The organism is Stackebrandtia sp. (assembly GCF_035643755.1).
Lineage (GTDB): Bacteria > Actinomycetota > Actinomycetes > Mycobacteriales > Micromonosporaceae > Stackebrandtia.
In genome coordinates this window covers 17,577-41,318 of record NZ_DASQPW010000130.1, presented here as the reverse complement: position 1 = coordinate 41,318, position 23,742 = coordinate 17,577, and the positions used below count along the sequence as shown (strand labels likewise).

At 69.5% G+C, this 23,742-nt stretch carries 18 protein-coding genes and 1 pseudogene; 12 read left to right on the top strand and 7 right to left on the bottom strand.

Annotation, left to right across the window (positions count from 1 at the left end):
* Positions 1-130 precede the first annotated feature (130 nt).
* Positions 131-391, top strand: coding sequence for a hypothetical protein (locus VE172_RS10000; RefSeq protein WP_324800640.1), 261 nt, complete (start codon positions 131-133; stop codon positions 389-391).
* A 666-nt stretch (positions 392-1,057) separates the two neighbouring features.
* Here the strand turns inward: VE172_RS10000 and VE172_RS09995 are convergent.
* From VE172_RS09995 to eccCa, 3 genes are all read right to left on the bottom strand, one after another.
* A complete protein-coding gene (locus VE172_RS09995; protein ID WP_324800637.1) occupies positions 1,058-1,339 on the bottom strand; it encodes a WXG100 family type VII secretion target in 282 nt (93 codons plus the stop codon).
* A gap of 29 nt (positions 1,340-1,368) precedes the next feature.
* On the bottom strand, positions 1,369-1,692 hold the full coding sequence (locus tag VE172_RS09990; RefSeq protein ID WP_324800634.1) for a WXG100 family type VII secretion target: 324 nt from the start codon (positions 1,690-1,692) through the stop codon (positions 1,369-1,371).
* A 76-nt stretch (positions 1,693-1,768) separates the two neighbouring features.
* Positions 1,769-5,683, bottom strand: a complete 3,915-nt coding sequence (gene eccCa / locus VE172_RS09985; protein WP_324800632.1) for a type VII secretion protein EccCa — start codon at positions 5,681-5,683, stop codon at positions 1,769-1,771.
* 115 nt (positions 5,684-5,798) lie between these two features.
* On the opposite strand from eccCa, the gene eccD reads away from it, so the two are divergent.
* The gene (gene eccD / locus VE172_RS09980; RefSeq protein WP_324800629.1) at positions 5,799-7,190 is read left to right on the top strand and encodes a type VII secretion integral membrane protein EccD; all 1,392 of its coding nucleotides are present in this window, start codon (positions 5,799-5,801) and stop codon (positions 7,188-7,190) included.
* Between the two features lie 16 nt (positions 7,191-7,206).
* Here eccD and VE172_RS09975 read toward each other — a convergent pair whose 3' ends face one another.
* The 3 genes from VE172_RS09975 to VE172_RS09965 all read right to left on the bottom strand — a co-directional run bounded on the left by VE172_RS09975 (position 7,207) and on the right by VE172_RS09965 (position 9,081).
* Positions 7,207-7,968, bottom strand: coding sequence for a class I SAM-dependent methyltransferase (locus VE172_RS09975; RefSeq protein WP_324800626.1), 762 nt, complete (start codon positions 7,966-7,968; stop codon positions 7,207-7,209).
* A gap of 88 nt (positions 7,969-8,056) precedes the next feature.
* On the bottom strand, positions 8,057-8,182 hold the full coding sequence (locus VE172_RS09970; protein WP_324800624.1) for a hypothetical protein: 126 nt from the start codon (positions 8,180-8,182) through the stop codon (positions 8,057-8,059).
* Positions 8,179-9,081 (bottom strand): type VII secretion protein EccE, encoded by a 903-nt coding sequence (locus tag VE172_RS09965; protein ID WP_324800621.1) that lies wholly within the window; start codon positions 9,079-9,081, stop codon positions 8,179-8,181. Before VE172_RS09965 ends, VE172_RS09970 begins: the two co-directional genes overlap by 4 nt.
* A 40-nt stretch (positions 9,082-9,121) precedes the next feature.
* On the opposite strand from VE172_RS09965, the gene eccB reads away from it, so the two are divergent.
* From eccB to VE172_RS09945, 4 genes are all read left to right on the top strand, one after another.
* Positions 9,122-10,462: a type VII secretion protein EccB gene (gene eccB / locus VE172_RS09960; protein ID WP_324800618.1), complete on the top strand. Its 1,341-nt coding sequence runs from the start codon at positions 9,122-9,124 to the stop codon at positions 10,460-10,462.
* 71 nt (positions 10,463-10,533) lie between these two features.
* Positions 10,534-10,893 (top strand): hypothetical protein, encoded by a 360-nt coding sequence (locus VE172_RS09955; RefSeq protein ID WP_324800615.1) that lies wholly within the window; start codon positions 10,534-10,536, stop codon positions 10,891-10,893.
* Positions 10,894-10,896: 3 nt separating this feature from the next.
* A complete protein-coding gene (locus VE172_RS09950) occupies positions 10,897-11,997 on the top strand; it encodes a WXG100 family type VII secretion target (RefSeq protein WP_324800613.1) in 1,101 nt (366 codons plus the stop codon).
* Between the two features lie 82 nt (positions 11,998-12,079).
* Entirely contained in the window at positions 12,080-13,315 is a 1,236-nt protein-coding gene (locus VE172_RS09945) for a PucR family transcriptional regulator (protein WP_324800611.1), read from the top strand.
* On the opposite strand, the gene VE172_RS09940 is transcribed toward VE172_RS09945, so the two are convergent.
* Entirely contained in the window at positions 13,312-14,262 is a 951-nt protein-coding gene (locus VE172_RS09940; RefSeq protein WP_324800608.1) for an alkaline phosphatase PhoX, read from the bottom strand. The genes VE172_RS09945 and VE172_RS09940 overlap by 4 nt on opposite strands.
* Before the next feature lie 299 nt (positions 14,263-14,561).
* Between VE172_RS09940 and VE172_RS09935 the strand changes: the two genes are divergently transcribed.
* The 6 genes and pseudogenes from VE172_RS09935 (at position 14,562) to VE172_RS09910 (ending at position 23,675) form a co-directional block, all read left to right on the top strand.
* Positions 14,562-17,021, top strand: a complete 2,460-nt coding sequence (locus tag VE172_RS09935) for a PEP/pyruvate-binding domain-containing protein (protein ID WP_324800605.1) — start codon at positions 14,562-14,564, stop codon at positions 17,019-17,021.
* 100 nt (positions 17,022-17,121) lie between these two features.
* Positions 17,122-18,567 carry an AAA family ATPase gene (locus VE172_RS09930; RefSeq protein WP_414715083.1) on the top strand — a complete coding sequence of 482 codons (1,446 nt, stop codon included), beginning with the start codon at positions 17,122-17,124 and terminating at the stop codon, positions 18,565-18,567.
* A gap of 253 nt (positions 18,568-18,820) precedes the next feature.
* Positions 18,821-19,567: pseudogene (locus tag VE172_RS25405) on the top strand (EamA family transporter); the annotation flags it as partial.
* Between the two features lie 334 nt (positions 19,568-19,901).
* A complete protein-coding gene (locus VE172_RS09920; protein ID WP_324800596.1) occupies positions 19,902-20,753 on the top strand; it encodes a hypothetical protein in 852 nt (283 codons plus the stop codon).
* A 104-nt stretch (positions 20,754-20,857) separates the two neighbouring features.
* A complete protein-coding gene (locus tag VE172_RS09915; protein WP_324800593.1) occupies positions 20,858-22,786 on the top strand; it encodes a serine hydrolase in 1,929 nt (642 codons plus the stop codon).
* 64 nt (positions 22,787-22,850) lie between these two features.
* Positions 22,851-23,675 (top strand): nucleotidyltransferase domain-containing protein, encoded by an 825-nt coding sequence (locus tag VE172_RS09910; protein WP_324800591.1) that lies wholly within the window; start codon positions 22,851-22,853, stop codon positions 23,673-23,675.
* The last annotated feature ends 67 nt before the right edge of the window (positions 23,676-23,742 follow it).

Below are 23,742 nucleotides of genomic sequence, written 5' to 3'. Positions count from 1 at the left end.
TCCCGCCCCGTGTTGAAGGTGTCGCTGCCGCATGGGATCTGGGCATCGGAACCCGCCGTGCGCTGGCACCTCATACAGCAAGCCCAAGGCTTGTGGAGGACACACCGCACGTTGGCGAAGGCGCTGCCTCGTGTCTGAATTGGACGAACTGTCCGAAGCCGTGGGTAATGCCGTCGCGATGGCAGGTGAGGCGCATATGCACACGGGTAACGCTGAGGAGTTGGCGAACCGTATCGCCCAGTTGGGGCACGGTATCGGGTTTGGTAACGACCCGATGCTGATCATCGCCGCTAGCGAGCACATTACGAACGCACTCGGGGTGCTGTTTTCGGCAGCCACCGACCTGGAACAGGCCCAGGCGTTCATTACCCAAGCCCGCGAACAACAGTAAGGGGGATCAAGAGGCCATGTCTGTCCACAGTTACACCGAACAAGGCCCGTGGGGTGACGTGCACGTGAGGGTGTTTGACCCCGAAAGCGCGCCCACACTGCGCTTCGGGCTGATGTACCCACACGGGCCACTGGCTGACAGGGCACGCAAGGTCGGTGAACAGTTCGAGATTCCGAAACGACACCTACCGAAACGGCGCCTCAGAGCCGTCATCGCCCTCGGCTTGTTCCCCCTCTTGTGGGTGCTTCCGAAATGCGGGGAGTGCGGGCAACCCTGGCCCTGCACTCCCTTGACTGACCATTTCAGACACACTCTGGGGTGGGCAGGAGACCTCACAGCGAAGTACAAAGCCATGTCCACGAGGCGCCGTCGCGTCAAGGCAGCCAAGAGAAACCCGACGGCCATCTCGCATCGAGCGCGAGCCCGACGACGTTGGGGAAGATGACGCGACGGCAGATGCAACTCCCCCTGCCACGGCGACTTAAAGAGCGACAGGTTCACGGGGATTGGCGAAACGGCGAGGGAGTCACCAAAAGCGCCAAGGCGCGACGGGAACCAAGTCCTCGTCTCCACGAACGACACGTCCACGAGAGCTGACGACGCGACAGTGGCGGCCCCCCTGATGCTGGGGGCCGCCACTTCGCATGGCACGGAAAAGCCTTCGTACTAGGCGAACATCCTGGCGTTGACGCCCTCGGTGTTCACGTAGTCCTGCTTGGCGAGGCCGACCGAGCGGCCGATCTGGTTCAGCAGGTGGTTGAGGTCGCGCGCGGCGGAGTCCCACTCGCGGCGCTGGGCCTCGTACGACTCCTTGTCGCCACCGGACCACTGCATGCCGTCCAGTTTGGAGCGCAGTCCGTCCAGAATGTTGTCCAGCTCGGCCGACGAGGACTGCAGCTTGCTCGCGAAGCCCTCCAGCTCGGCGGGCGACACCTTGATGATGTCCATGTCTCTCCTTCTCCTGTGGATTAAGGGTTTCAGGCGTTGCCCGACAGCACGCCCATCAGGTTGTTCATGCTGCGGGACTGCAGGTCCTCGTTGCTGGAGTGGTTCGCGGCGGACTTGTCGACCAGGTTGGCGATGGTGTCCAGGGCGTTTTGGAGCTTGCCCGACTTGGTGTCGTACTCGGTCATCAGGTTGCCGAAGGACAGCGCCGCCGAGCCCGACCAGAACGCCTGGGAGGCGGAGACCTCGCCGCGGATCTTGCTCAGCTGAGCACGCGCCTGCTCCACGGCGTCGCGCATGTTGCTGGAGCCGGTGGACAGTGACGCGTGATCGACAAGGATTGGCACGTTGGGCATGTGTCGACCTTTCTGTGGTGGGTGCAGGTTCCTCGACTCTAGCAAAACGTTTTGTAAAGCTCAATGGGGTGAAGGGTCAGCCGCCGTGGACGGGCGGGGACCACGCGGTCTGGATCAGCTGGTTTCCGCTGCGGCGCACCAGCATCCCGCGCCCGGGCGGGCGCGGCAGCGGCTTGACGTCGCCCAGCAGCACTCCCTCGTCCTTGCTGCCCGACATCAACAGCCCCGGCGTCTGGATCTCCCGCAGCCGCTGGACCACGGGCTCGTACATCGCCCGCGACGCCCCGCCCATTCTGCGGGCCAGCACCAGGTGCAGGCCGATGTCGCGGGCCTGTGCGAGGAGTTCCAGCAGCTCCAGGATCGGGTTGGTGGACGCCGAGGACACCAGGTCGTAGTCGTCGACGAAGACGTACAGGTCGGGGCCGCTCCACCAGCTGCGGGCGCGCAGCTGCTCGGGGGTGACGTCGGGGCCGGGCAGCCGCGTGCGGATCGCCTCGGCGGCGTCGCGCATCAGCTGCTGCGCCTCCCCCGCGCCCGCCGCGTAGCCCGCGACGTGCTTGTCGCTCAGCTCCCCCAGCAGGCCGCGGCGGTAGTCCACCACCAGGAAGCGCGCCCGCTCCGGGGTGAAGCGGGCCGCGACCTGCGCGGCGACGGCGCGCAGCAGGTTGGTCTTGCCCGACTCCACGTCCCCGAACGCCAGGAAGTGTGGCTCGGCGGCGAAGTCCAATGTGACCGGGGCCAGGTGGCTTTCGTTGATGCCGATGGGAACCGCGGTGGAGTTGTCCTGCGGCGGGATCCGTCCGATGTCGACCGTCTCGGGCAGCAGACGCACCTTCGGCGCCGCGCGGCCGGGCAGCGCGGAGGCCACCGTGTCCACCAGACTGGCGACCCCGTCCACGAGATCCTCGGTGGAGGAGCTGCCGTCCAGGCGGGGCAGGGCGATGAGCATCTGCATCGCGTCGGGCGACACGCCGCGCCCCGGCGCCCGTTCGGGGACGTTGCGGGCGGCGCGGCGGTTGATCTCGGACTCCGAGGGGTCGCCGAGCCGCAGCTCCAGGCGGGTGCCGAACAGGTCGCGCAGCGCCGCGCGCATGTCCGTCCAGCGGTTGGTGGTGGCCATGATGTGCACCCCGAAGGCGAGTCCGCGTTGGGCGATCACCTGGATGTCGTCCTCCAGGTCCTCGAAGTCGGTGCGCACGGTGGGCCAGCCGTCGATGACCAGGAACGCGTCCCCGAAGGGGTCGGAGGCGAACTCGCCCGCCGCCTTGCGGCGCCGATACCCCGCCATCGAGTCGATCCCCGCCGCGGCGAACGCGGCCTCGCGCTCGTCCAGCAGCGCCGCCAGCTCGGCGATGGTGCGGCGCACCTGGTCGACCTGCTTGCGGCCCACCACCCCGCCGACGTGCGGCAGTCCCTCGAGGGCGCGCAGGGTGCCGCCGCCGAAGTCCAGGCAGTAGAACTGCACCTGCTCGGGGGTGTGGCTCAGCGACAGCGAGGAGATCGCGGTGCGCAGCGCGGTGCTCTTGCCCGACTGGGTCCCGCCGACGACGATCAGGTTGCCGCCCGCGCCCGACAGGTCGATCCACAGGTTGTCGCGGCACTGCTCGAACGGACGGTCCACAATGCCCACGGGGACCCGCAGGCTCCCGTGCGCGTTGCCGATCGGCAGCCCCGACAGGTCGGGGGACTCGCCCAGCGGCTCCAGCCACACCTGGTGCGCGGCGGGCCCCTGACCGTGGAGGCGGCCGGTGATGACGGCCATCAGCGAGTTGTTGATGTCGTCCAGCGAGTCGCCCGCGGGCTTGGGCGCGTCCAGCTCGCTGGCGGGAAGCGGGACGTGCCCGGAGGTGAACAGCCGCAGGCGATCGGACAGCCCGCGCTGGTCGCCGTCGCCCGCCGAGGGCCGCCGGTACGGGCCCGACACGTAGGCGCTGCGGAACCGCAGCATGGTCTGGTTGTCGATCTTCAGGTAGGCGTGGCCGGGGACGTTCGGCAGCTCGTAGGCGTCGGGCACCCCCAGCACGATGCGGCTTTCCAGGGCGGAGAAGGTGCGCAGCCCCACCCGGTAGGACAGGTGGGTGTCGAGGCCGCGCAGCCGCCCCTCCTCCAGCCGCTGCGAGGCCAGCAGCAGGTGGACGCCCAGCGACCGCCCCAACCGTCCAATGGCGACGAACAGGTCGATGAAGTCGGGCTGCGCGCTGAGCAGCTCGCTGAACTCGTCGCACACGACCAGCAGGCTGGGCAGCGGCTCCAGGTCGGCGCCCGCGCGGCGGGCCTTCTCGTAGTCGCGTTGGGAGACGAAGTTTCCCGCGCTGCGCAGCAGCTCCTGGCGGCGCGTGAGCTCGCCGTTGATGGCGTCGCCCATCCGGTCGACCAGGTGGATCTCGTCCTCGAGGTTGGTGATGACGGCGCTGGTGTGCGGGAGCTTGTCCAGGGTGGCGAAGGTGGCGCCGCCCTTGAAGTCGATGAGGACGAAGTTGAGCTCGAAGGACGAGTGCGTGACGGCCAGGCCCGTGACGATGGTGCGCAGCAGTTCCGACTTGCCGGAGCCGGTGGCGCCGATGATCAGGCCGTGCGGGCCCATGCCGCCCTGGGCGGACTCCTTGATGTCCAGGATGATCTTGTCGCCCGAGGGGTCGAGGCCCAGCGGGATGCTGAGCCGGTCGGCGGCGGTGGTGGTGGCCTTCCAGTGTTGGTGCGGGTCAAGGCTTCCCACGTCGCCGAGGCCCAGCAGGTCGGGCAGCTCCGCCGACACCGCCAGGGGTTCGCTGGTACTGGTGGCGGTGGCGGGGCGGAAGCGGGCCAGGCGGCGGGCCAGGGCGGTGGCCTCGGGCAGGCTGAGCCGGTCGGGGGTGCCGAGGCTGGATGTGCTGCCGCTCAACGTCATCGACAGCTCGTCGTCGTCGACGACGTCGAGGCGCAGCAGCCAGGGCCTGGGGTAGCGCGGCACCAGGCCGTGGACGTCGAGGACGGTGACCCCGGACAGGCCGCTGCCCGCCAGGTCGCAGTCGGCGTCGGCGGCTCCCCCGTCCACGATCACCAGCAGATGGGGACGCTCGTGGAAGGAGCCGGGTTCGTCCACATTGCGGGAACGCTTGGACAGCTCCTCCGACAGCAGCTCCTCCAGCTCGGTGAGGCTGGGCACCAGGAGGCGGCGCGGCCCCAGGGCGTCGACGGCGCGGTCGTGGGCGGCGTGCGGCAGCCACTTCACCCAGTCCCACAGCGCGGCGGTCTCGGCGCCGGCGACCACGGCGATCTTCAGGTCGTCGGGCGAGTGGCTCGTGGCTGCCTGGCACAGCATGGCGCGCACCAGATCCCGCTCGGCGTCCAGGTCGCCGCGCAGCACGACGCGGCGAAACGCCCGCACGCGCAGCGCCATGGCGATGCCGGGCAGGTTGGAGTAGGTGCGCACGAAGCGCCGCAGAGCCAAGGCGCTCATGGGTTCCAGGTCCTCCACCGGTTTGGTCTCGGGGGTGACCATCTGGACGGCGAGGCGCTGGCGCCCCACCGACACGCGGATCTCGCCGAAGTCGCCGTCGGTGAAGCGCCGCTCCCACAGGCGGGGGGAGGCGGCCAGGGACCACAGTGCGGCCGGGGAGCGGTGGCGCCAGCGCATGGCGTCGCGCTGCTGGCCGGAGGCGCGGCGCACCTGGCGGCGGACCTGGGCGAGGTAGCGCATGTAGTCGCGCCGCGCCAGGGTCTGGGCGGACTTCTGGTCGCCGCCCGAGGACATGAGGCTGCCGACGAACATGCCCACCATGGACACGCCCATCAGGCCGCCGACCACCATCATGACGACGCCGCCGCCGCGCCCGGCGTACATGAAGACCATGGCGCCGACCATGGCCAGCATCGGCAGCAGCATGAGCATCTGGCCCGCGCTGCGTTGCCCGGGGACGGGCAGGTCGGGCGGCGGCTCCAGGACCAGGTCGCCGGTGGGCATCACCGGGCCCTTCTTGCGGGGCGGCCTGGAGAAGACGCGTTTGCTCATGCGCGGGGCTCCCGTCGTGAGGTAAGCCCCTGCATTCTATGCAAGACGTTTTGTATCGTGGTAGGGGCGCCGCGCTTCGCGGGGCGTTCACAGCCCGGCGAGGAGGAATTCGTCCATGTCCCTTGGTACCCAGCAGGTTCGGGTCACGGTGGTGGCGCCGAACACCCGGATGGACGTGGCGCTGCCCGAGCACGTCCGCCTCTGCGATCTGCAATCCGATTTGCTCGACCACGCCGCGGCCGGCCCCAGCGGCGAGGAACTCCTCGACTCCAGCGGCACCGGCGACGGCTGGGTGCTGACCCGGATGGGCGGCGCGCCCCTGGACGCCCGCCTCACCCCGCGCCAACTGGACATCGTGGACGGCGAGGAACTCTACTTCACCCCCGCCGACCAGGCCGCCCCCGAGACCGTCTTCGACGACGTGATCGACGCCGTCGCCAGCGCCAACCGTTCGCGTGGGCGCAAGTGGACGGTGGCGGCCAGCCGCCGCTTCGGCATCGCCGTCGCGGTCGCCGCGCTCGTCGGCGGTGCCGTCGCCGCGGCCGCCTCGGGCACGACCGTGGCCCGCTGGACATCGGTGGCGATGGCGCTGGCCTGCCTGTGCACCGCGCTGATCCTGGCCCGCGCCCTGGGCCGCACCGCCGAGGCCACCGTGATGGGCCTGGTCGCGGGCGTCTACGGCGCCGTCGGCGGCGCGCTCGTCCTCGGCCGGCCCTCGCCCTTCACCGCGCCCAGCCTGATGGTGGCGGGCGCGGGACTGGCGGTGGTGCTGGTGGCCGCGGGCATCGGCGTCCCCCGCTCCGCGCCGATCTTCCAAAGCGGCGCGATCGCCGCGGCGGCCCTCACGGGCGCCGCCGCCCTGTGTGTCCTGGCCGACGCCACCGTCGCCCGCGCCGCCGCGACCGTCGCCACCGTCGCCCTGGCCCTGATCCCCGCCGCGCCCATGCTGTCGTTTCGCGTCGCCCGCCTCCCGATGCCCTCGGTTCCCCGCTCCCCCCAACAACTTCGCACCGACACCGAGCGGGTCGACGGCCCCACCGCCCTGATCCGCAGCGAACGCGCCGACCAACACCTCACGGGAATCCTCACCGCGGTCGCCGCCACCCTGGGAGCCGCCGCCGTCGCCCTGGCCCTCGACGCCAACCTCCCCGCGCTCCTTTTGGCGTCCCTGTTCACCCTCCTGGCCTTCATGCGCGCCCGCGTCTTCGTCTCGGTGCGCCAACGTCTCCCGTTCCTGCTGGCCGCCACCCTCGGCGCGGCCGCCCTCGCCTACTGCGCCTGGACCAACAACCCCGACCCCACCACCCGCCTCACCCTCCTTTTGGGCGCCCTCGTCCTGGTCGCCGCGGCGGCCCTGGGCTTCGTCCTGGGCATCGCGGGCAAACCCATCGCCCCCACGTGGGGCCGCCTGGTCGACATCGCCGAGGTGACCCTGTTCGTGGCCGTCGTCCCCCTCACCCTGTGGGTCTGGGACGCCTACTGGTGGGTACGCACCCTCAACGGGTGAGCGTGTGCCGGTGGACTTACTTGGTCGCGATGATCAAATAGGTCGCCGGCAGCTGAGACGCCGTCTCGCCCAGGCCCGCGTACATGCCGGGCACCGGGTGTTCTTCGAGGCGCTCTACACACAACCCCGCACTGATCAGCGCGGTAACGACGTCGCTCACCGGCCAGATGAACGACACGAACGCGGAGTCGGATCGCCAGCCGACCGGAAGTTTCGCGACATCGACGCCGTGGGTGTCGCGGGAACGGTTGCGTCCGAAGTAGTCGGCGCCCACCTTGAGTCGGTCGCCATCGACGGTGAGGGCCTCCCAGATCGGATGGTGCTCGTACAAGACGAACCTGCCGCCGGGCACCAGATGATGGGCGACGATCTCCGCCCACTTGCCCAGGTCGGGCATCCAGCACACGGCCCCGGCGCTGGCGTACACCATGTCGAACGCCCCCAGACCGGGCGGTAGACCGTAGACGTCGGCGGCGAGGAATCGCACATCGAGGCCCGCGTCACGCGCGATCCCACGTGCCAGGTCGATCGCGACGTCGCTGATGTCCACGCCAACCACTCGGGCGCCGCGTACCGCCCAGGACAAGGACTCATTTCCATTGGCGCACTGCAAATGCAGCAGTCGCAACCCCGCGACGTCCCCCGCCGCGGCCACCTCGCACTCGTCCAGCGTCGTCCCGCCGGCGGCGAAGAATTCACCGGTCATGGGCCGACGGTCGGGCGCGATCGCGTTCCACTGCACGCGATTGTGCGCGGTCATCTCGAACAACGGGTCCATGCGTCGCACCGTAGGACCGACACCGTTGGACCGCAACAGGATTCGAGACCTTGGACCGGTTGCCCACGCGACAGGTGGCGCGACACGTTCACTCCCCGATGACGGGGGGCGGCGCCTTCTCGTCGGGGCTCCAGGGGTCGTCCTGGGTGTCGCGCCAGCCGTCGCGTTCGTCGCCGGCGGTGTCGTCGTCGGGTTCTTTGGGTTCGGGGTTCACCAGGCACCTCCGGTGAGGCTCGACGCGTACGCGGCGGGGCCGTGGACGCCGTCGCATCGCTTGGGGCGCAGGCCATGACGGCGCGCCAGGGTGGTCAGGTTGGCGCAGGCGGCGTCGACGTGGAAGCTGGGGTCGGCCACGCGCGCCAGGCAGCGGACGACGGGCCCGCGGCGCGGGACGACGTTGAGCGCCACCGACATCACGCACGCCTCTGCGTCCACGTCGGACAGTTCCGCCCACAGCGGCGCCAGGTGCGCGAGGTCGCCGCGCAGGCCGTAGCTGACCTGGTCACGGTCGGTGCCGCGCCAGCGCCGCCAGCGTTCGGTCGCCGAGCCGCCGGCCGCCAGCGTCAGGTGGGTGGCGTCGTTGAGATCGTCCCTGGACAGTGGACGAAGCGGGATTCCCTGGCGCCCCGCCGTTTTCACGACGCGGCCCAGGGCACCGCACAGCGCGCGGTTCACCCCCGTGACCCCCCCTCCTCGGTCGGCGGCCACGGGGAATGAACCGGGCACGTCCCTGCGTACCGCGAGCCAGGTGGCGCGAGAACCGGGCCCGCTGACCTGGGTGAGGAGCTGGACGGCGTTGATCCGGCCGTCCAGCATCGGCTCGGCCACCGCCAGGGCCTCCTCCAGTCCGACGGCGTCGGGGCAGGCCGCGGCGGCGAACCAGCCGCGGCCGTCGAAGGCGACGCCGATGTCGAGCCCGCGCTCGGCGAAGCCGTCGAGGCCCAGCACCGGTCCCGAGTGGACGCGGCGGTCTCTCAGGCGCCGCATGCGCAGCCGCCACCAGCGGGTCGGGGCCGAGCCGATCGCCCCGTGGTGGCGGCGCGGGTGGGGTCGGGGCGGGGCGGTGGCGGTCATGGCGTGGTCCTCGTGGCGGGTGATCGGGACGTCAGCCATACTATCCAAAACGATTTGCCCGCGTTGTCTGGGAGGCATCATGCGCACCAAGCGCGAACAGGTCGCCGCGCACCGCTTCATCGTCCGCCGCATCGTGTCGGCGATGGTCAGCGGCGAGCCCGAGACCCTGGATCTGCCGATGCGGCGGATGGCGACCACCGCCGTGGTGAGCGTCGCGATCGCCGCGCTGGTGTTCGCGGGCTTCTGGGTGGTCGGACTGGTGTGGCCGGGCGGCGCCCAGTCCTGGCAGCAGAACGGTGCCGTCATCGTCGAGGCCGAGACGGGCACCCGCTACGTCTACTGGGAGGGCACGCTGCATCCCGTGCGCAACTACGCGTCGGCCCTGCTCATCATCTCCAGCGGCGACCGCACCGTCCACGAGGTACACCAGTCGTCCCTGGCGGGGACCCCGCGCGGCGCCCTGCTCGGCATTCCCGATGCCCCCGACGCCCTGCCCGCCGCCGACAGCTTCACCGCCTCCCCCTGGCAGACCTGCTCGGCCCCCAGCGCCAACGACCCCACCAAGCGCGAGTCGCACGTGGTGATCGGAAGCGACCTGAAGGGAGGGTCCACACTGGGTGATCACGGGATCCTGTTGTCCTACGGCAAGAAGATCTACCTGGTCATCGGCTCCACCCGCTACCAGGTGCCCGGCCGCGAGGACCTGCCCGCGCTGGGTGCCCGCGCCGACGACATCGTCGCCGCCGACGCCGTCCTGATCAACTCGCTGCACACGGGACCCGACCTCGCGCTGTCGATCCCGCACGACGGGGACGCGGGTCCCGACATCGACGGCGCCTCCCACAAGGTCGGGGATCTGTTCTCCAACAACGGCCACGACTACGTCCTGCTCGACGACGGCCTGTCCCCCATCGGCAAGCTCGCGGCCGAGCTGATCGGCACCGCCGTCACCGCCCTGCCCACCGCCGTGATCGGCGCCAACCAGTCCGACACCGTCGTCGAGCCCGAGGGCTTCCCGTCGCGCCCGCCCACACTGGAGTCCCGCCTCGCCTCGGCCACGTCGGCGATCTGCACCCGCTACGCCAGGGGCGACATGGACGTGCGCGTCTTTCGCGACGTCCCCCAGCGGCTGAGCGACAACCTCACCGCCGCCCCGCAGGGCGAGGACTCCGTGGCCACGGCCGATCACGTGTGGCTGCCGGGCGGCTCAGGCGCGTTGGTGCGCGCCGCCGCCAGCCCGAAGGCCAAGGGCGGCACCGTTTTCCTGGTCACCGACCAGGGCTGGAAGTTCGGTCTGACGTCCGCGGCCCGCTCCGCGCTCGGCTATCGCGGCGTCAAGCCCGCGCCGATCCCGTCGGCGCTGGTGGCCCTGCTGCCCACCGGGCCGGACCTCAGCCAGTCCGCCGCGCTGAGCCCGTGACTGGCGCGGCGCGGCGTTTCGTACTACAGTGATCCGACAACGCACAAAACGATTTGCATTCGGAGGACGCCATGCCGCCACCCCCATCCGAGGGCAGCGTCAATGTCGACGTGGACGCCATCGAGGACTTCCAGCCCACCTTCAACCGGCTCGATGCCCGGGCCAGCACGGCCAGCGGCAAGATCTCTCCCGCCACGGCGCAGGGGCTCGGGTCCTTCACCGACGCCGCCAAGGTGATCAGCGATCACGACCGGCTGCGCACCGAATACCAGACCCGCCTGGAGATGCTGCGCGCCGCCGTGGCCGTGGCCAACCTGAAGACCTCGCGGCTGATCGCCAACTACCGCCGGACCGAGGGAGGCCACGTCACCAGCATGAACGCGCTCGTCGGCCCGATGGCCACCCTCTTCCAGGCCGTGCGAAAGGACTGACCCATGCCCTCATTCGGAATGTCCTTCGAGCAGCTCGAGGCGTACTTCTCCGAGCTGGAACCCACCGGACCGGCATCCAGCGCCCAGTCGACCTGGACCGCGGGCGCCGCCGAGGCCCGGCAGCTCGGCGAGGAACTGCGCCAACAGGTCGCGACGCTCAAGGAACACTGGTCGGGACCGGCCGCCACCGAGTACTACACCGCGATGCAGGCCATTGTGGACTTCGCTCTCGGCCTGTCCGACGACATGGCCAACATGGCCACCGGCCTGGCGTCCATGGCCAGCAACGCCGCCGCCATCCAGCCGCAGGCGCTGTCCATCATCGCCGCGGCCCAGCCGCACCCGTGGACCCGCGCGGCGGCGATCGCGCCGCTGACCGGGCTGCTCAACCAGCTCGGCGGCGGCTACCTGTCGGACAGCGGAACGTACTGGCACGAACCGACCAAGGAGCCGCAGCGGCTTCCCAAGGCCGGCGACGACGCCGACACCCCCGACCCGCAGGCCGACCGCCCCGACGACGTCCACTCCTCGCCGATCTTCGGCGACATCGGAAAGCTCGCCCAGTACGCGCAGCTGGCCAGCACCGCGTATCAGGCGTTCAGTCCCGAGAAGTTCCCCGACGGCTCCGGCGGCGACCTGCCGGTCGGTCAGCTGCCCGGGGACATCTCGACCGAACCCGGCCCCAACCTGCCCGTCGGCACCACCCCGGGCATGCCGTCCCCCAACGACCCCGACTACAAGCCGCTGCCCGACAAGAAACCCGAGATGTCGGAGTCGCCGGTGCAGCTGGCCGGTGCCACGCCGATGACGGCCGCCGGTACCCCGCCGGTGTCGCTGGCGGTCTCCGGCGGGTCGACCATGTCCTCCCCCGGCGGCACCATGCCCATGGCCGCCATGGGGATGGGGGGCATGGGCTCCGCCGGGGGCGCGATCAAGACCCCACCGTCGCGCCCCGGCGGGGCCGGAGGCGGTCCCGGCCTGTTCGGCACGGGAGGCGGCCAGCGCGGCGGCCGCGGCAAGGACGAGGAGGGCGTGCGCACCTGGCTCACCGAGGACGAGCTGGCGTGGGACGCCGACGAGGCACCCGACGGTGTCGTCGGTTGACACCGTGACCCGGCCCGCATCCCCGGCGCCGGGTCGGGTCACGGCCCCGCCGCCCCCCTGGTGGTGCGGCACAATGTTCTTTATGTCCGACCCCGATCGTCCCCTCTGTCTCGGCGGGGTGCCCATGCACGAGGTGGTGCGGCAACGCACCCCTGACCTCGCCGAGCGCCTCACCGAGGTGATTGCCTCCGAAGTGGACAGCTACGGGAAGTTCACCGCCTCCGATCTGCGGCGCTTCATCGTTCCCCTGGTGGCCCTCAATCTCCACCTGATCGCCGAGACCTTCGAGCGCCGCCGGGCGCCCGGGCCCGAGGAGATGGCGCCGCTGGGCGCCGCCGCCGGGCGCGGAGTCCAGGACGGCGTGCCGCTGGAGGACATCCTGTCCGCCTACCACCTTGGCGGCCGCCAGGCGATGGCCGCGCTGTTCTCCGACGCCGCGCCCGCCGACTACGAGGACATGACCGCCGCCTACGCGCTCCTGTTGGACTACAACCAGACCGTGTCGGCCACCCTGTGCTCCAGCTACACCATCGCCAGCGAGGCGCTGCGCAGCCAGGAACAGGACGCCCGCCACACCGTGGTGTCGGCGCTGCTCAGCGGCGAGCGCCCGGTGAACGCCGGGGCGCTGGCGGGGGTGCGGCTGGCGCAGCGCTACGTGGTGCTGACCGCCGCCTTCGACCCCCACCCCGAGGAGGCCGAGGGCAAGGAGTTCGCGATCTACGCCGGGCGCTCCAAGCTGCACCGGATCCGGGCGGTGCTGGACGACTACGGCCCCGAGCCGGTGCTGTCGGTGCTGGATGTGTCCGGTGGGCTGATCCTGGCGCCCGCACAAGAGTCGATGATGGACTGGGACTCGGCGGTGGCCCTGGTGGACCGGGTGGCCAGCGCCGCCGGCGCCCCGATCCGGGCGGCCGGTGAGCTGGCCGACATCGACGCGGTGTCGGCCGCCGCGCGCCTCACCCAGGAGGTGCTGGATGTGGTGCGCTGCTTCGGCAAGGCGCCGGGGCTGTACCGGCTGTCGGACGTGTCCCTTGAGTACCAGCTCACGCGGCCCTCGCAGGCGCTGGACGCGCTGGCCCAGTTGCTGGACCCCCTGGACGAGAACCCCGACCTGCTGCGCACCCTCCAGGCGTACATCGAAAACGGCCTGGACCGCCGCAAGAGCGCGGGCGTGCTGCACGTCCACCCCAACACCGTGGACTACCGGCTGCGCCGGGTCGTGGCGTTGACGGGCCTGGACCCTCTGGAACCGGCTCACCTGCAACGCATCGGGGCGGCGCTGGCGGCGCGTCGCTCGCGTGTGGACGACGCGGGCTAGACGAACGGCCCGGTGACCTCGAAGGTGATCCCGCCGTCGGCGGTGCCGCGGGTGCCGCGCTGCGAGGAGAAGTAGAGCCGCGAGCCGTCCGGGGAGAACGCGGCCCCGGTGATCACCGAGTCCTCGTGGCCCTCCAGACGCAGGAAGTCGGTGACGCGGAAGGTTTCCGCGCCGTCGATGGTGGAGCGCAGCACATTGTGGTCGGCGTCGTAGGCCCAGCAGACCCCGTCGCTCGTGGTGAAGTGGCAGGCCCCGGCCTCGTAGCGGCACTCGGCGCCGCGACCGACGTGCACGGCGCTGGGCACCTGGTGGCGGGTGGCGCGCTCCAGGATCCCCGGGGCGGGTTCGGGCACCGGCAGCCAGTCGACTCCCGAATCGTTGTGGCACAGCACTTCTAGCCGACCGATCGACAGGTCGGCCCACAGGTCGGGCCGGTAGCGGTAGAAGCAGCCGTCGGGTTCGTCCTCGGTGAGGTAGACGACCTGGCGCAGCGGGTCGCACGCGGCGTCGACGTGCGCGAACCGGCCCATGGCCGGATGGGGGCGGGCGGCGCGCGTGGCGCGGGGGTCGACCTCCCAGACGTAGCCGCGCAGGATGCCCTCGCACGACAGCCAGGTGTCCCAGCCGGTGACGCATCCGGCGCGGTTCAGGTTGGTGCACACCAGGACGGGGTACGCGCTGGTGAGGTTGCCGCCGGCGTCGAAGCGCAGCGCGGCGGCGCCGCCGGCCAGCGGGATCTCCGAATTGGACACGTAGATCCACCCGGCGCCGTCGGCGAAGCACGCGCCGCCGCCGGGCGCCGGGTGCCACACGATCCCGCCGATGCGCTGGCCGGACCGGGCGACGACGCGGCTGGAGAAACCGTCGGGCAGGCACACTCCATTATGGTCTCTGGGGCTCAACGCGCCGTACCGGGCGGGCGCGGGGGCCATCGTGGGAATCAACATCGCGATCTCCAAGGGAACTTCTGGGCGTGTTTCACATCCTCTGGGGACCGCACGTCGCGTGTAAATGGACGGGACGTCAAATCCGGTCGGCCGATTCTGTGACGGGTCACAAAACGCCCGTATCCGAGCAGGTCAGGCATCCTCCGGGCGCGCGATGACCTGCGGCCCTTGCGGAATCGGGTACGCGGCGTCGCGCGGCGGTGGCGGATGCGGCGTGAGCGAACCCGCGGTTGACGGCGGGTATCCGGCACGTGTACGGTTTTTTCAACACCTGATGAATTACGCCATGGGAGCCGGAGATGACCGCCGCCACCAAAACCGCGCTCGTTGTCCCACTGTCCGCCCTTGACCGGGACTGGCTGCCCGTCGCCGGTGGCAAGGCCGCCAACCTCGGCGAGCTCATCGCGGCGGGGGCACCGGTGCCGCCCGGCTTCGTGGTCTCCACCGTCGCCTACCGAAACACCCTGCGCGACAACGACATCGCGCCCGGAGACGACCTCGCCGCGCTGCGCGAACGGCTGTCGACCGTGCCGATGGGTGCCGCGATCGAACGGTCAATCCTGGACGCCTACCACGAACTGGGCTCGGGCGCCGTTGCCGTGCGATCCTCGGGAACCGCCGAGGACCTGGGCGACGCCGCCTTCGCGGGCCAGCACGACACCTTCCTCAACGTCGTGGGCGACGAACAGGTGCTGGACGCGGTGCGGCGCTGCTGGGCGTCGCTGTGGACCGACCGGGCGGGACAGTACCGCGCCGAGCGCGGCATCGACGGCTCCGAGGTGGCGATCGCCGTTGTGGTGCAACGCATGGCCGACTCCGACACCGCGGGCGTGATGTTCACCGCCGACCCCGTCTCGGGCGCCCGCGACCTCGCCATCGTGGACGCCTCCCCCGGTCTCGGAGAGGCGGTCGTGTCGGGCCTGGTGACCCCCGATCACTACGTGGTCAACAAGAAGAGCGGCAAGACCCTGGAGTCGCGCCGCGGCCGCCGCGAGGTGGTGATCCGCTCGGCCGAAGGCGGCGGCACCGTCGAATCCCGCGACGAGACCGCCGACGCCCCCGTCCTCACCGCCGCCCGGCTGCGCGCCCTGGTGGCGCTGGGCCGCGACATCGAGACGCATTTCGATGCCCCGCAGGACATCGAATGGTCGCTGGTCGGAGAGAAGTTCTACATCGTCCAGTCGCGCCCCGTCACGGCCCTGCCCGAGCCGATCGGCAGGGTCGGCCGCGTCAACCGCATGCTGGCCAGCATCATGTCCGAGATCGTCACGGTCCGCCCCTACCCGATGGACATGGACACGTGGACCACCGCGATGTTCGAGGGCGTCGGGCGGTTCGTCAGCACGGGCGGCATGCGGACGCCCGCACCGAGCGAAACGTTCGCCGAACGCGACGGCGTGGTGGAGCGGCTGCTGCCCGGCGCGCACGTCGGCATCGGCCCCGGCGTCCCCGTGGCGATGGTGCGCGCCATGGTGCGGGGCCGCAGGTTCCACGTCGACCGCTGGCGGGACGACCCCCGGCTGGCGCAGGTCCTCGACGACGTCAAGGAGCTGCGATCCACCGACGTCGCCGCGGTGCCGTGGGACGACCTGCCCGCGCTGCTGGATCGCGCGCTGGCCGCCTTCTGGCCGATCATCGAGCTGCGCTACGACTTCCTGCCCCGCGCCGCCGCGGCGGTGGGCCGCTTCAGGCTCACCCTCGCCATGTTCCACAGGGGACGCCTGTACACCCGTTTGCTGACGGGCGCGCCCACCAAGACCTCCGAGACCAACGCCAAGCTGGAGGCCCTGGCCCAGCGGATCCGCAGAGACGCCGCCCTGTCGGCGGTGTTCGCCGACCACGAACCCGACACTATCCACTCGCGACTGACCGCAAGCGAAGTCGGCCGCGCCTTCCTCGACGACTTCACGGTTTTCCTGCGCGACTACGGCCACCGCGAGATCAACAGCATCGCCGTGATCAGCCAGCCGACCTGGATCGACTCCCCCGACACGGTTCTGGGGATCCTCAAGGGCATGGCCGCCGCCGAGCCCACCCCGTCCGAGTCGGCGGCGGCGCGCGCCGAGGCCGAGCTGTTCTCGCACCCGTTGTTGCGGCGCGGTTTCCCGCGCCGCTACGTCGCGGGTCGGCTGCGGGCCGCCCGCGCGTTCACGGCGTTTCGCGAGGACACCCACTTCTATCTGACGATGCCTCAGCCCGTGGTGCGCCGCATCGTGCGGGAGTACGGGCGCCGCCTGGCGGAGGCGGGCTGCATCGACACCCCCGACGACGTCTTCCACCTGCGACGCTCCGAGCTCCCCGCTTCCGAACCCACCGCCGCCGACGCCCCCCGCCTGCGCGCCCTGGTCGCCGAGCGACAGGCCACAAGGGATGCATTCCGCGACACCCCGCTCATCGACCGCCGCTACCTGTCCACGGGCAACGTCCCCGCCGACGCCCTGCTCAGCGGCACCCCCGCCTCGGCGGGCACCGCCACGGGACCCGTGCGCGTGGTGCGCGGCCCCGCCGACTTCCACCGCCTGATCGACGGCGAGGTGCTGGTGGCGCCGTTCACCAACCCCGCCTGGACCCCGCTGTTCTCCCGCGCCCGCGCGGTCATCGTCGACACGGGCTCGGCCGTGTCCCACGCCGCGATCGTCGCCCGCGAATACGGCATCCCCGCCGTGTTGGGGACGCTGAACGCGGTGGAGACGCTGAAGGACGGGGATGTGGTGACGGTGGACGGAGACGCGGGGGTGGTGACACGCGGTGAGTTGTAATGCCAGCTAGATCGACCCACAATTATTAGTAGTACACTAATAATAATTGTTCTCATCATAATTGCGGGAGGGTGCGTTGCCGTTCACCAAACCGTCCGACATGTTCGATCGCGACTGGGAATGGAGTAGTCTCACTCGTTTTGTCGGCGACGAAAAGCCCATGGCCACCCTAGGGGTCGTTTCAGGTCGCCGCCGTCAGGGCAAGACCTTCCTGCTGATGGCGGCATGCGACGTCACGAACGGTTTCTATTACGCCGCTACGGAGACATTGCCTCGCTCGGAAGCGCTGCGACAGCTCGCTGAGGCCGTGGCGCGTTTCCTCAACCTCCCAGGCGAAATGCGTTTTCGCGACTGGGAGGAGGCCATCGACGCGTTGCTGGGACTGGGTGATCGGCGCGCGATTCCCGTTGTCATCGATGAATTTCCCTATCTGGTGCGCCAGTCTCCCGAACTCCCATCCGTCATTCAAAAGGCGTTGGCTCCGCGAAGGCCCGAACGCCTCCGTTCCCGAGCGCGCCTACTGCTGTGCGGTTCATCCATCTCGTTCATGGGTGGACTCTTGATGGGCAACGCGCCACTGCGGGGACGCGCCGCCCTGGAACTCGTCGTGCCGACCTTTGACTTTCGTGTGGCCTCCCAGTTCTGGCAATTCGACGACCCGCGGCTCGCCGCCCTGGTGTACTTCGTGCTCGGCGGCACTCCCGCCTACCGCACCGAGTACCTACCCAGCGCCGCGCCCGCCACGGTCGCCGACTTCGACTCCTGGCTAGTCGAACACCTGCTCAGCCCCGACAGTCCACTGTTCCGCGAGGTGCGGTCGCTGCTGGCCGAGGATCCGACCCTGCGTGACACGGGCATCTATCACACCGTGTTGGCAGCCGTGGCCGAAGGAAACGCAACACGCGGCGGCATCGCCAATCGCCTCGAACGTCGCGCCACCGACCTATCACACCACCTGACGGTCCTGGAAGACGCAGGCTTCCTCGTCGTCGACCCCGATGCCTTCCGCCGCAATCGATCCCAGTACCGCATCACCGAACCACTGGTGCGCTTCTACCATGCCATCATGCGCCCGAGATGGCCACAACTCGAACGCTTCAAACCTGGCAGGACCGAACAGATCTGGCGCAACAGCCAGGAAGTCTTCCGCAGCAACGTCATCGGCCCCGTCTTCGAACGCATGTGTCGATTGTGGGCGGAGGACTTCGCCTCCGAGGAGACCTTCCAGGGCATCGCGTCGCGCGCACTGTCGGGCACGGTGTACGACACCCGATCCCGTTCCAGTCACGAAATTGACGTCGCCGTGTTTGATTACAAAAGCAACCTGTTGAGCATCGGCGAGGTGAAGTGGGGCGATGTGATCGGGATGGGCCATCTGGAGCGCTTGGAGCATGTCGGCAGCCTGCTGGCTCAACAAGGCAAGAAACCCAAGGTGATCACGCTATTCAGCGGGAAGGGCTTCATGCCCACGTTGGTCGCGGCCGCCGAACGAAGTGACGGACGCATTCAGTTGGTGGATCTTCCTCGTCTGTACGGGGCTGATTGAGGTTAAGAGTCTATGTATGGACTCTTATCGCGCTTAAGAGTCCATACATAGACTCTTATTCGGTGTCGGCACGCCTGACGGAACGTCCGCGTGAACAGCTTTGACCTGCGCCACAAACCGCTTGTACAACCCCGATATGTAACGGATACTCCAGGTCTCACCCCTGTCACTTTTCCTGGAGCCCGAGTTGTCCGCACGCGGTGATGCCCTCAAGGGCGTCGTCCTGATCCTGTTCGCCTCGCTGTTCTTCGGCGTGAGCGGGCCTTTGGCGAAGTCCCTGATCCACACGGGTTTCAGTCCGCTTCAGGTCACCTGGCTGCGGCTGGCGGGCACGGGGGTTCTGCTCGTCATCGCGGCGGCGCCCGTGGTGCACAAGGTCAGGAAGCCTCCACTGTGGGGTCTGGCGGCGTTCGGGCTGACCGCCGTGGCGGGGGTGCAGGCGTTCTACTTCCTCGCCGTGCAACGGCTTCCCGTGGGCATCGCGTTGATGCTGGAGTTCATGGGGCCCGTGGTGGTGGTCGCGTGGATTCGGTTCGTGCGGCGGACGCGGCTGCCGCGCGCCGCCGTGGTCGGGACGCTGCTGAGCCTCGCGGGGCTGGCCGTGGTGGTGGAGATCTGGACGGGGCTGCGGCTGGACACCCTGGGGCTGTTGGCGGGTGCCGCCGCGTGCGCCTGCCAGGCGGGGTACTTCCTGGGCGGGGAGAAGCTCACCGAGAGCCTGGACATTCGGGTGCTGCTGGCCGGCGGGTTCGTCGTGGGGACCGCCGCGCTGACGCCGCTGGCGCGGCCCTGGTCGATCGACTGGTCGCTGGTCGCCCAGCCCGCGCACCTGGCGGTGCTGTCGATGGACGCCGCTATTCCCGTGGTGGCGCTGATCGTGTCGACCGCGCTGGCCTACGCGTGCGGGTTGCCCGCGCTGAAGCTGCTGTCGGCGCCCGTGGCGGGGGCCATGGGTTACACCGAGGTGGTGGTGGCCTCGCTGGCGGCGTGGGCGTTGCTGGGCGAGGCGTTGACCGTGCCGCAGATCGTCGGCGGCGTCATCGTGATCGCGGGTGTGTTCACCGCGCAGCGCGCCGTGGCGGCCAAGATGCCTGGTGAGGAGCCCACGGTGGGGACGAATAGGACTGAAGCGACGGTCGTTTCGTCCTTAAGGGAGTTACACAGGACGGTTGGATCGGCGGGTCGCTCCGATGTGGCCGCTGAGGTACATATTTCGCGACATCTTACACGGATGGGCCATAACTCAATTGGGCCAACGGTTATGGCGCACAGCGCCGTGTTTGCCACTAGGCTCAGGGGTGGATTTCGCGTCAATTCCTCCGGAAGGATCTGGCATGAACGAACCCCACAACCCCGCCGATGCCCTGTCGGGCAAGGCAAACTTCGACGATATCTACACCTCCCCCGACCCCCGAGCCTTCTTCACGCGCCTGATGCCGTTGGAGTACCAGATACCCCGTCACGCGGTCCGGCTGTTCCGTGCGCTGCTGCGATCCCACCCCAGCGAGGGCCATCGGGTGGTGGACGTGTGCTGTTCGTACGGCATAAACGCGGCCCTGCTGCGGTACGACGTCACATTGGACGACATGTTCGTCCATTATGCTATACCGGAGGCGGCGAAAAGCTCCACACAGGACCTCATCAAGCGGGATCGCCGATTTTACCGGGCGCGGCTGCGCCCCGACGCCCCCGCGTGCGTCGGAGTCGACATCGCGGCGCCCGCCATCGCGTACGCCACCGAGACCAGGCTGCTGGACGAGGGGTTCTCCGAGAACCTCGAGAAGTACCCGCCGAGCCCCGGCCTGAGTGCCGCGGTCTCTGATGCCACCCTGATCACGATCAGCGGTGGCATCGGCTATATCACCCCCGCGACCCTGACTCGCCTGCTCGACGCGGCACCCGGCACCGTGTGGGTCGCCGCGACGGTGCTGCGCAGCGTCCCCTATGAGCAATACGCCGACAGCCTCGACCGGTACGGCCTGGTGACCGAGAAGATCCCGGGCGTCACCGTCAAACAGCGGCGCTTCACCGACGACGACGAGCGCGATTCCACCCTGCGGCACCTGAAGGACCTCGGCATCGACACCAGTGGCAAGGAGGACGAGGGGTTCTACCACGCCGAGTGCTTCGTGTCCCGTCCCAAGGCCGACTGCGCGGCGCGGCCCCTCGAGAGACTCCTGGGCTGAGGTAGGGGTTCAACCCTGAGAAACATTCGGGGATCGTCCCCGATGTAGCGGATCCCACATTTCGACAGCATTGTGCGAAACCACAATGACTGGAGAAGACCCCCATGCCCACTGTCCGAAAACGACGTTCCCCTTGGCCCGCCGCGCTGGGGCTGGCCGCCGCTGCCGCCCTGGTGTTCGGCACCAGCCCCGTCGCGTACGCCGACCCCGCGCCTGAATCCTCGCTGCCCCACCTCGGGTCGTTTGTCGACGACTTCGTCAACAAGCAGCTCAAGGAGGCCGAGGTGCCGGGCGCGGCGGTGACCATCGTGTCCCACGGGCGCGTGGTCTACTCCCACGGTTACGGGTACGCCGACCTGGCACGCAAGACGCCCGTGGACGCCGACCGCACCGCGTTCTACACCGCCTCCACCGCGAAACTGTTCACCACCGCCGCCGCGCTGCAGCTGGCCGCCGACGGCGAGCTCGACATGCGCGCCGACGTCAACAAGTACCTCGGGAAGGTGAAGGTGCCCAACACCTATCCCGGCCACCCCATCACCATGGACAATCTGCTCACCCACACCGCGGGCTTCGACCCCGACTACGGGATGGTCGGGACCACCACCGACGATCCCGACGCGATCGGCACGCTCGCCGACGCCATCGGCGACCAGATGCCCGCGCGGGTGCGCCCTCCGGGCACCGCGATCGCCTACGACAACTACGGTTTCGCGCTGGCCGGGTACATCGTCGAGCGGGTCTCGGGAATGTCGTACGACAAGTACATCAACACGCATGTGTTCGGCGCCTTGGACATGCGCGACTCCACCGCCTCCCAGCCCCACCCGAAGCGCATCGACACGCTGATGGCCAACGGATACCTTGTCGACGGCGGCCGCCAGGAGAAGGCCGAGCGCGAATACAACCCGCTGAGCCCCGCGGGACCCGGGCAGGTCACCACCGCCGCCGACATGGGGCGGTTCATGATCGACCAGCTGTCGCGACACTCGAAGCTCGGTGACGGCATCCCCCAATTGATGCAGAAGCAGCACTACACACAGGACAAACGCATGCCCGGGCTCGGGTACTGCTACGAGGAACGCCCCTACAATGGACAGCGCGTCCTGTTCAAGGCGGGCGACACCACGGGCATGCACACCAGCATGGAGGTGCTGCCGTCCAAGGACCTGGGCATCTTCGCCGCGTTCAACGGCGACGGCAACGACGACTTCGACTCCGGCGACCTCGCCGACGCCGTCATCGACAAGTACTTCCCCGCCAAGAAGACCCCGACCCCGCACGGCATCGGCGACAAGGACGTGTCGCGGTACGCGGGCACCTACCAGACCTCGCGGCTGTCCCACCACGGTGTGGCGCGGGCCCGCGGCCTCACCCAGAAGACCGTCGAGGTGACCGCCAACGCCGACGGCACCCTCACCACCAGCGGCAAGACGCTGTCCACCCACGACGGCGACACCCAGAAATGGGTCCAGATCGACCGGGGCCTGTTCCAGGAGACCAACGGGCCCGGACTCATCGCCTTCGACCACGGCGTCTTGACCGAGTCCGGCAGCCAGAACCAGGTCTACCTCAAGATCGCCTGGTACGAACGACCCCAGCTGCACACGATCGTCGCGGCCGTGGGCATGCTCGGGCTCCTCATCGGACTGATCGGGTGGCCGGTGCTGGCGATCGTGCGCAAGGCGCGGCGCCGCGAGCCGCATCCGGGCGGCGCCAAGGCGGCGCGCGTCCTGGCCTGGTTCACCGCGGCGGCGTCGCTGACCTCGGCGCTCGTGCTGATCTCGATCCTCACCGACCCGGCGTCCCTGCAGCTGGTGACCCACGGGGCCTTCGTGGTCAAGGCGATCATGACGGTCGTGTCGGTGGCGATCGCCGCGGCGGGCGCCATGGTGATCGCGACGGTCGCGGCCTGGTGGCGCGGCTGGTGGCGGGTGCCCGGCCGGGTCTCGTACACGCTGTTCACCTTGTGCGCCTTGGGATTCGCGGTGATCGCGTACTCGTACAACTTCGCCGGTCCTCCGTTCGACTGACAATGGACGGTGGGGCCGCGGGCGGCCCCACCGTCGCCCACATGCCGGGATGCATACTGGTCCAATGTCACTCCCCACTCAGGTAGCCGCGGTCACCGGCGAATATCTCTCCACATGCGACAAAGACCTGCCCGGACGGGTGGTGGGGTTGTACCTCTATGGATCGGTGGCGCTGGACGACTTTCGTCCCGGGGTCAGCGACGTCGACTTCGTGGCGGTGCTGGACGGCCCCGCCGACCACTCCACCGCCCGCGCCCTGCGCCGCGTCCACGAACGGCTCGGCCACCACCAGGACCACCCCCGCTTCGACGGCGTCTACGTCACCTGGGAGGACCTGGCCATCGAGCCGGACGGCACCCACGGGCCCTACGCCTTCGCCAACAAGTTCCACATGTCCGGCGACTTCGAGCGCGGCCCGGTCACGTGGCACACGCTGGCGCAGTGCGGGGTCACCGTGCGGGGCCCGGCCGTCGACGGCGTCAAGTTCGCCCGCGACGCGGTCGCGCTCACCGAGTGGACACACACCAATCTGGACGGTTACTGGCGCGACTGGTGGAAGACCGCCTCCAACTCGCTGTCCAGGATCAGCCTGTGGTGCCTGCGCCCGCAGGGCGCGGTGTGGGCGGTGCTCGGGGTATCCCGGCTGCACTACACGCTGTCCACCGGGCGGGTCACGTCCAAGACCGGGGCGGGCGAGTACGCACGTGAGATATTTGACACCCGCTGGCACCGCATCATCGACGACGCGCTGCGGGTGCGCCGCGGCGAGCCCAGCGGATACCGCAACCCGATCTCCCGCCGCGCCGACACGCTGGCCTATCTCGACATGGTGATCGACGACGCCCACCGTCAAGATCCCGAATGGCGACCGAGCGGCAACACTCGGTAGCTCTCACCAGCGGCGATGCGGCACCACGCCCCGAGAAACTGATGTTAGGGTTGCCTACCCTAGCAAC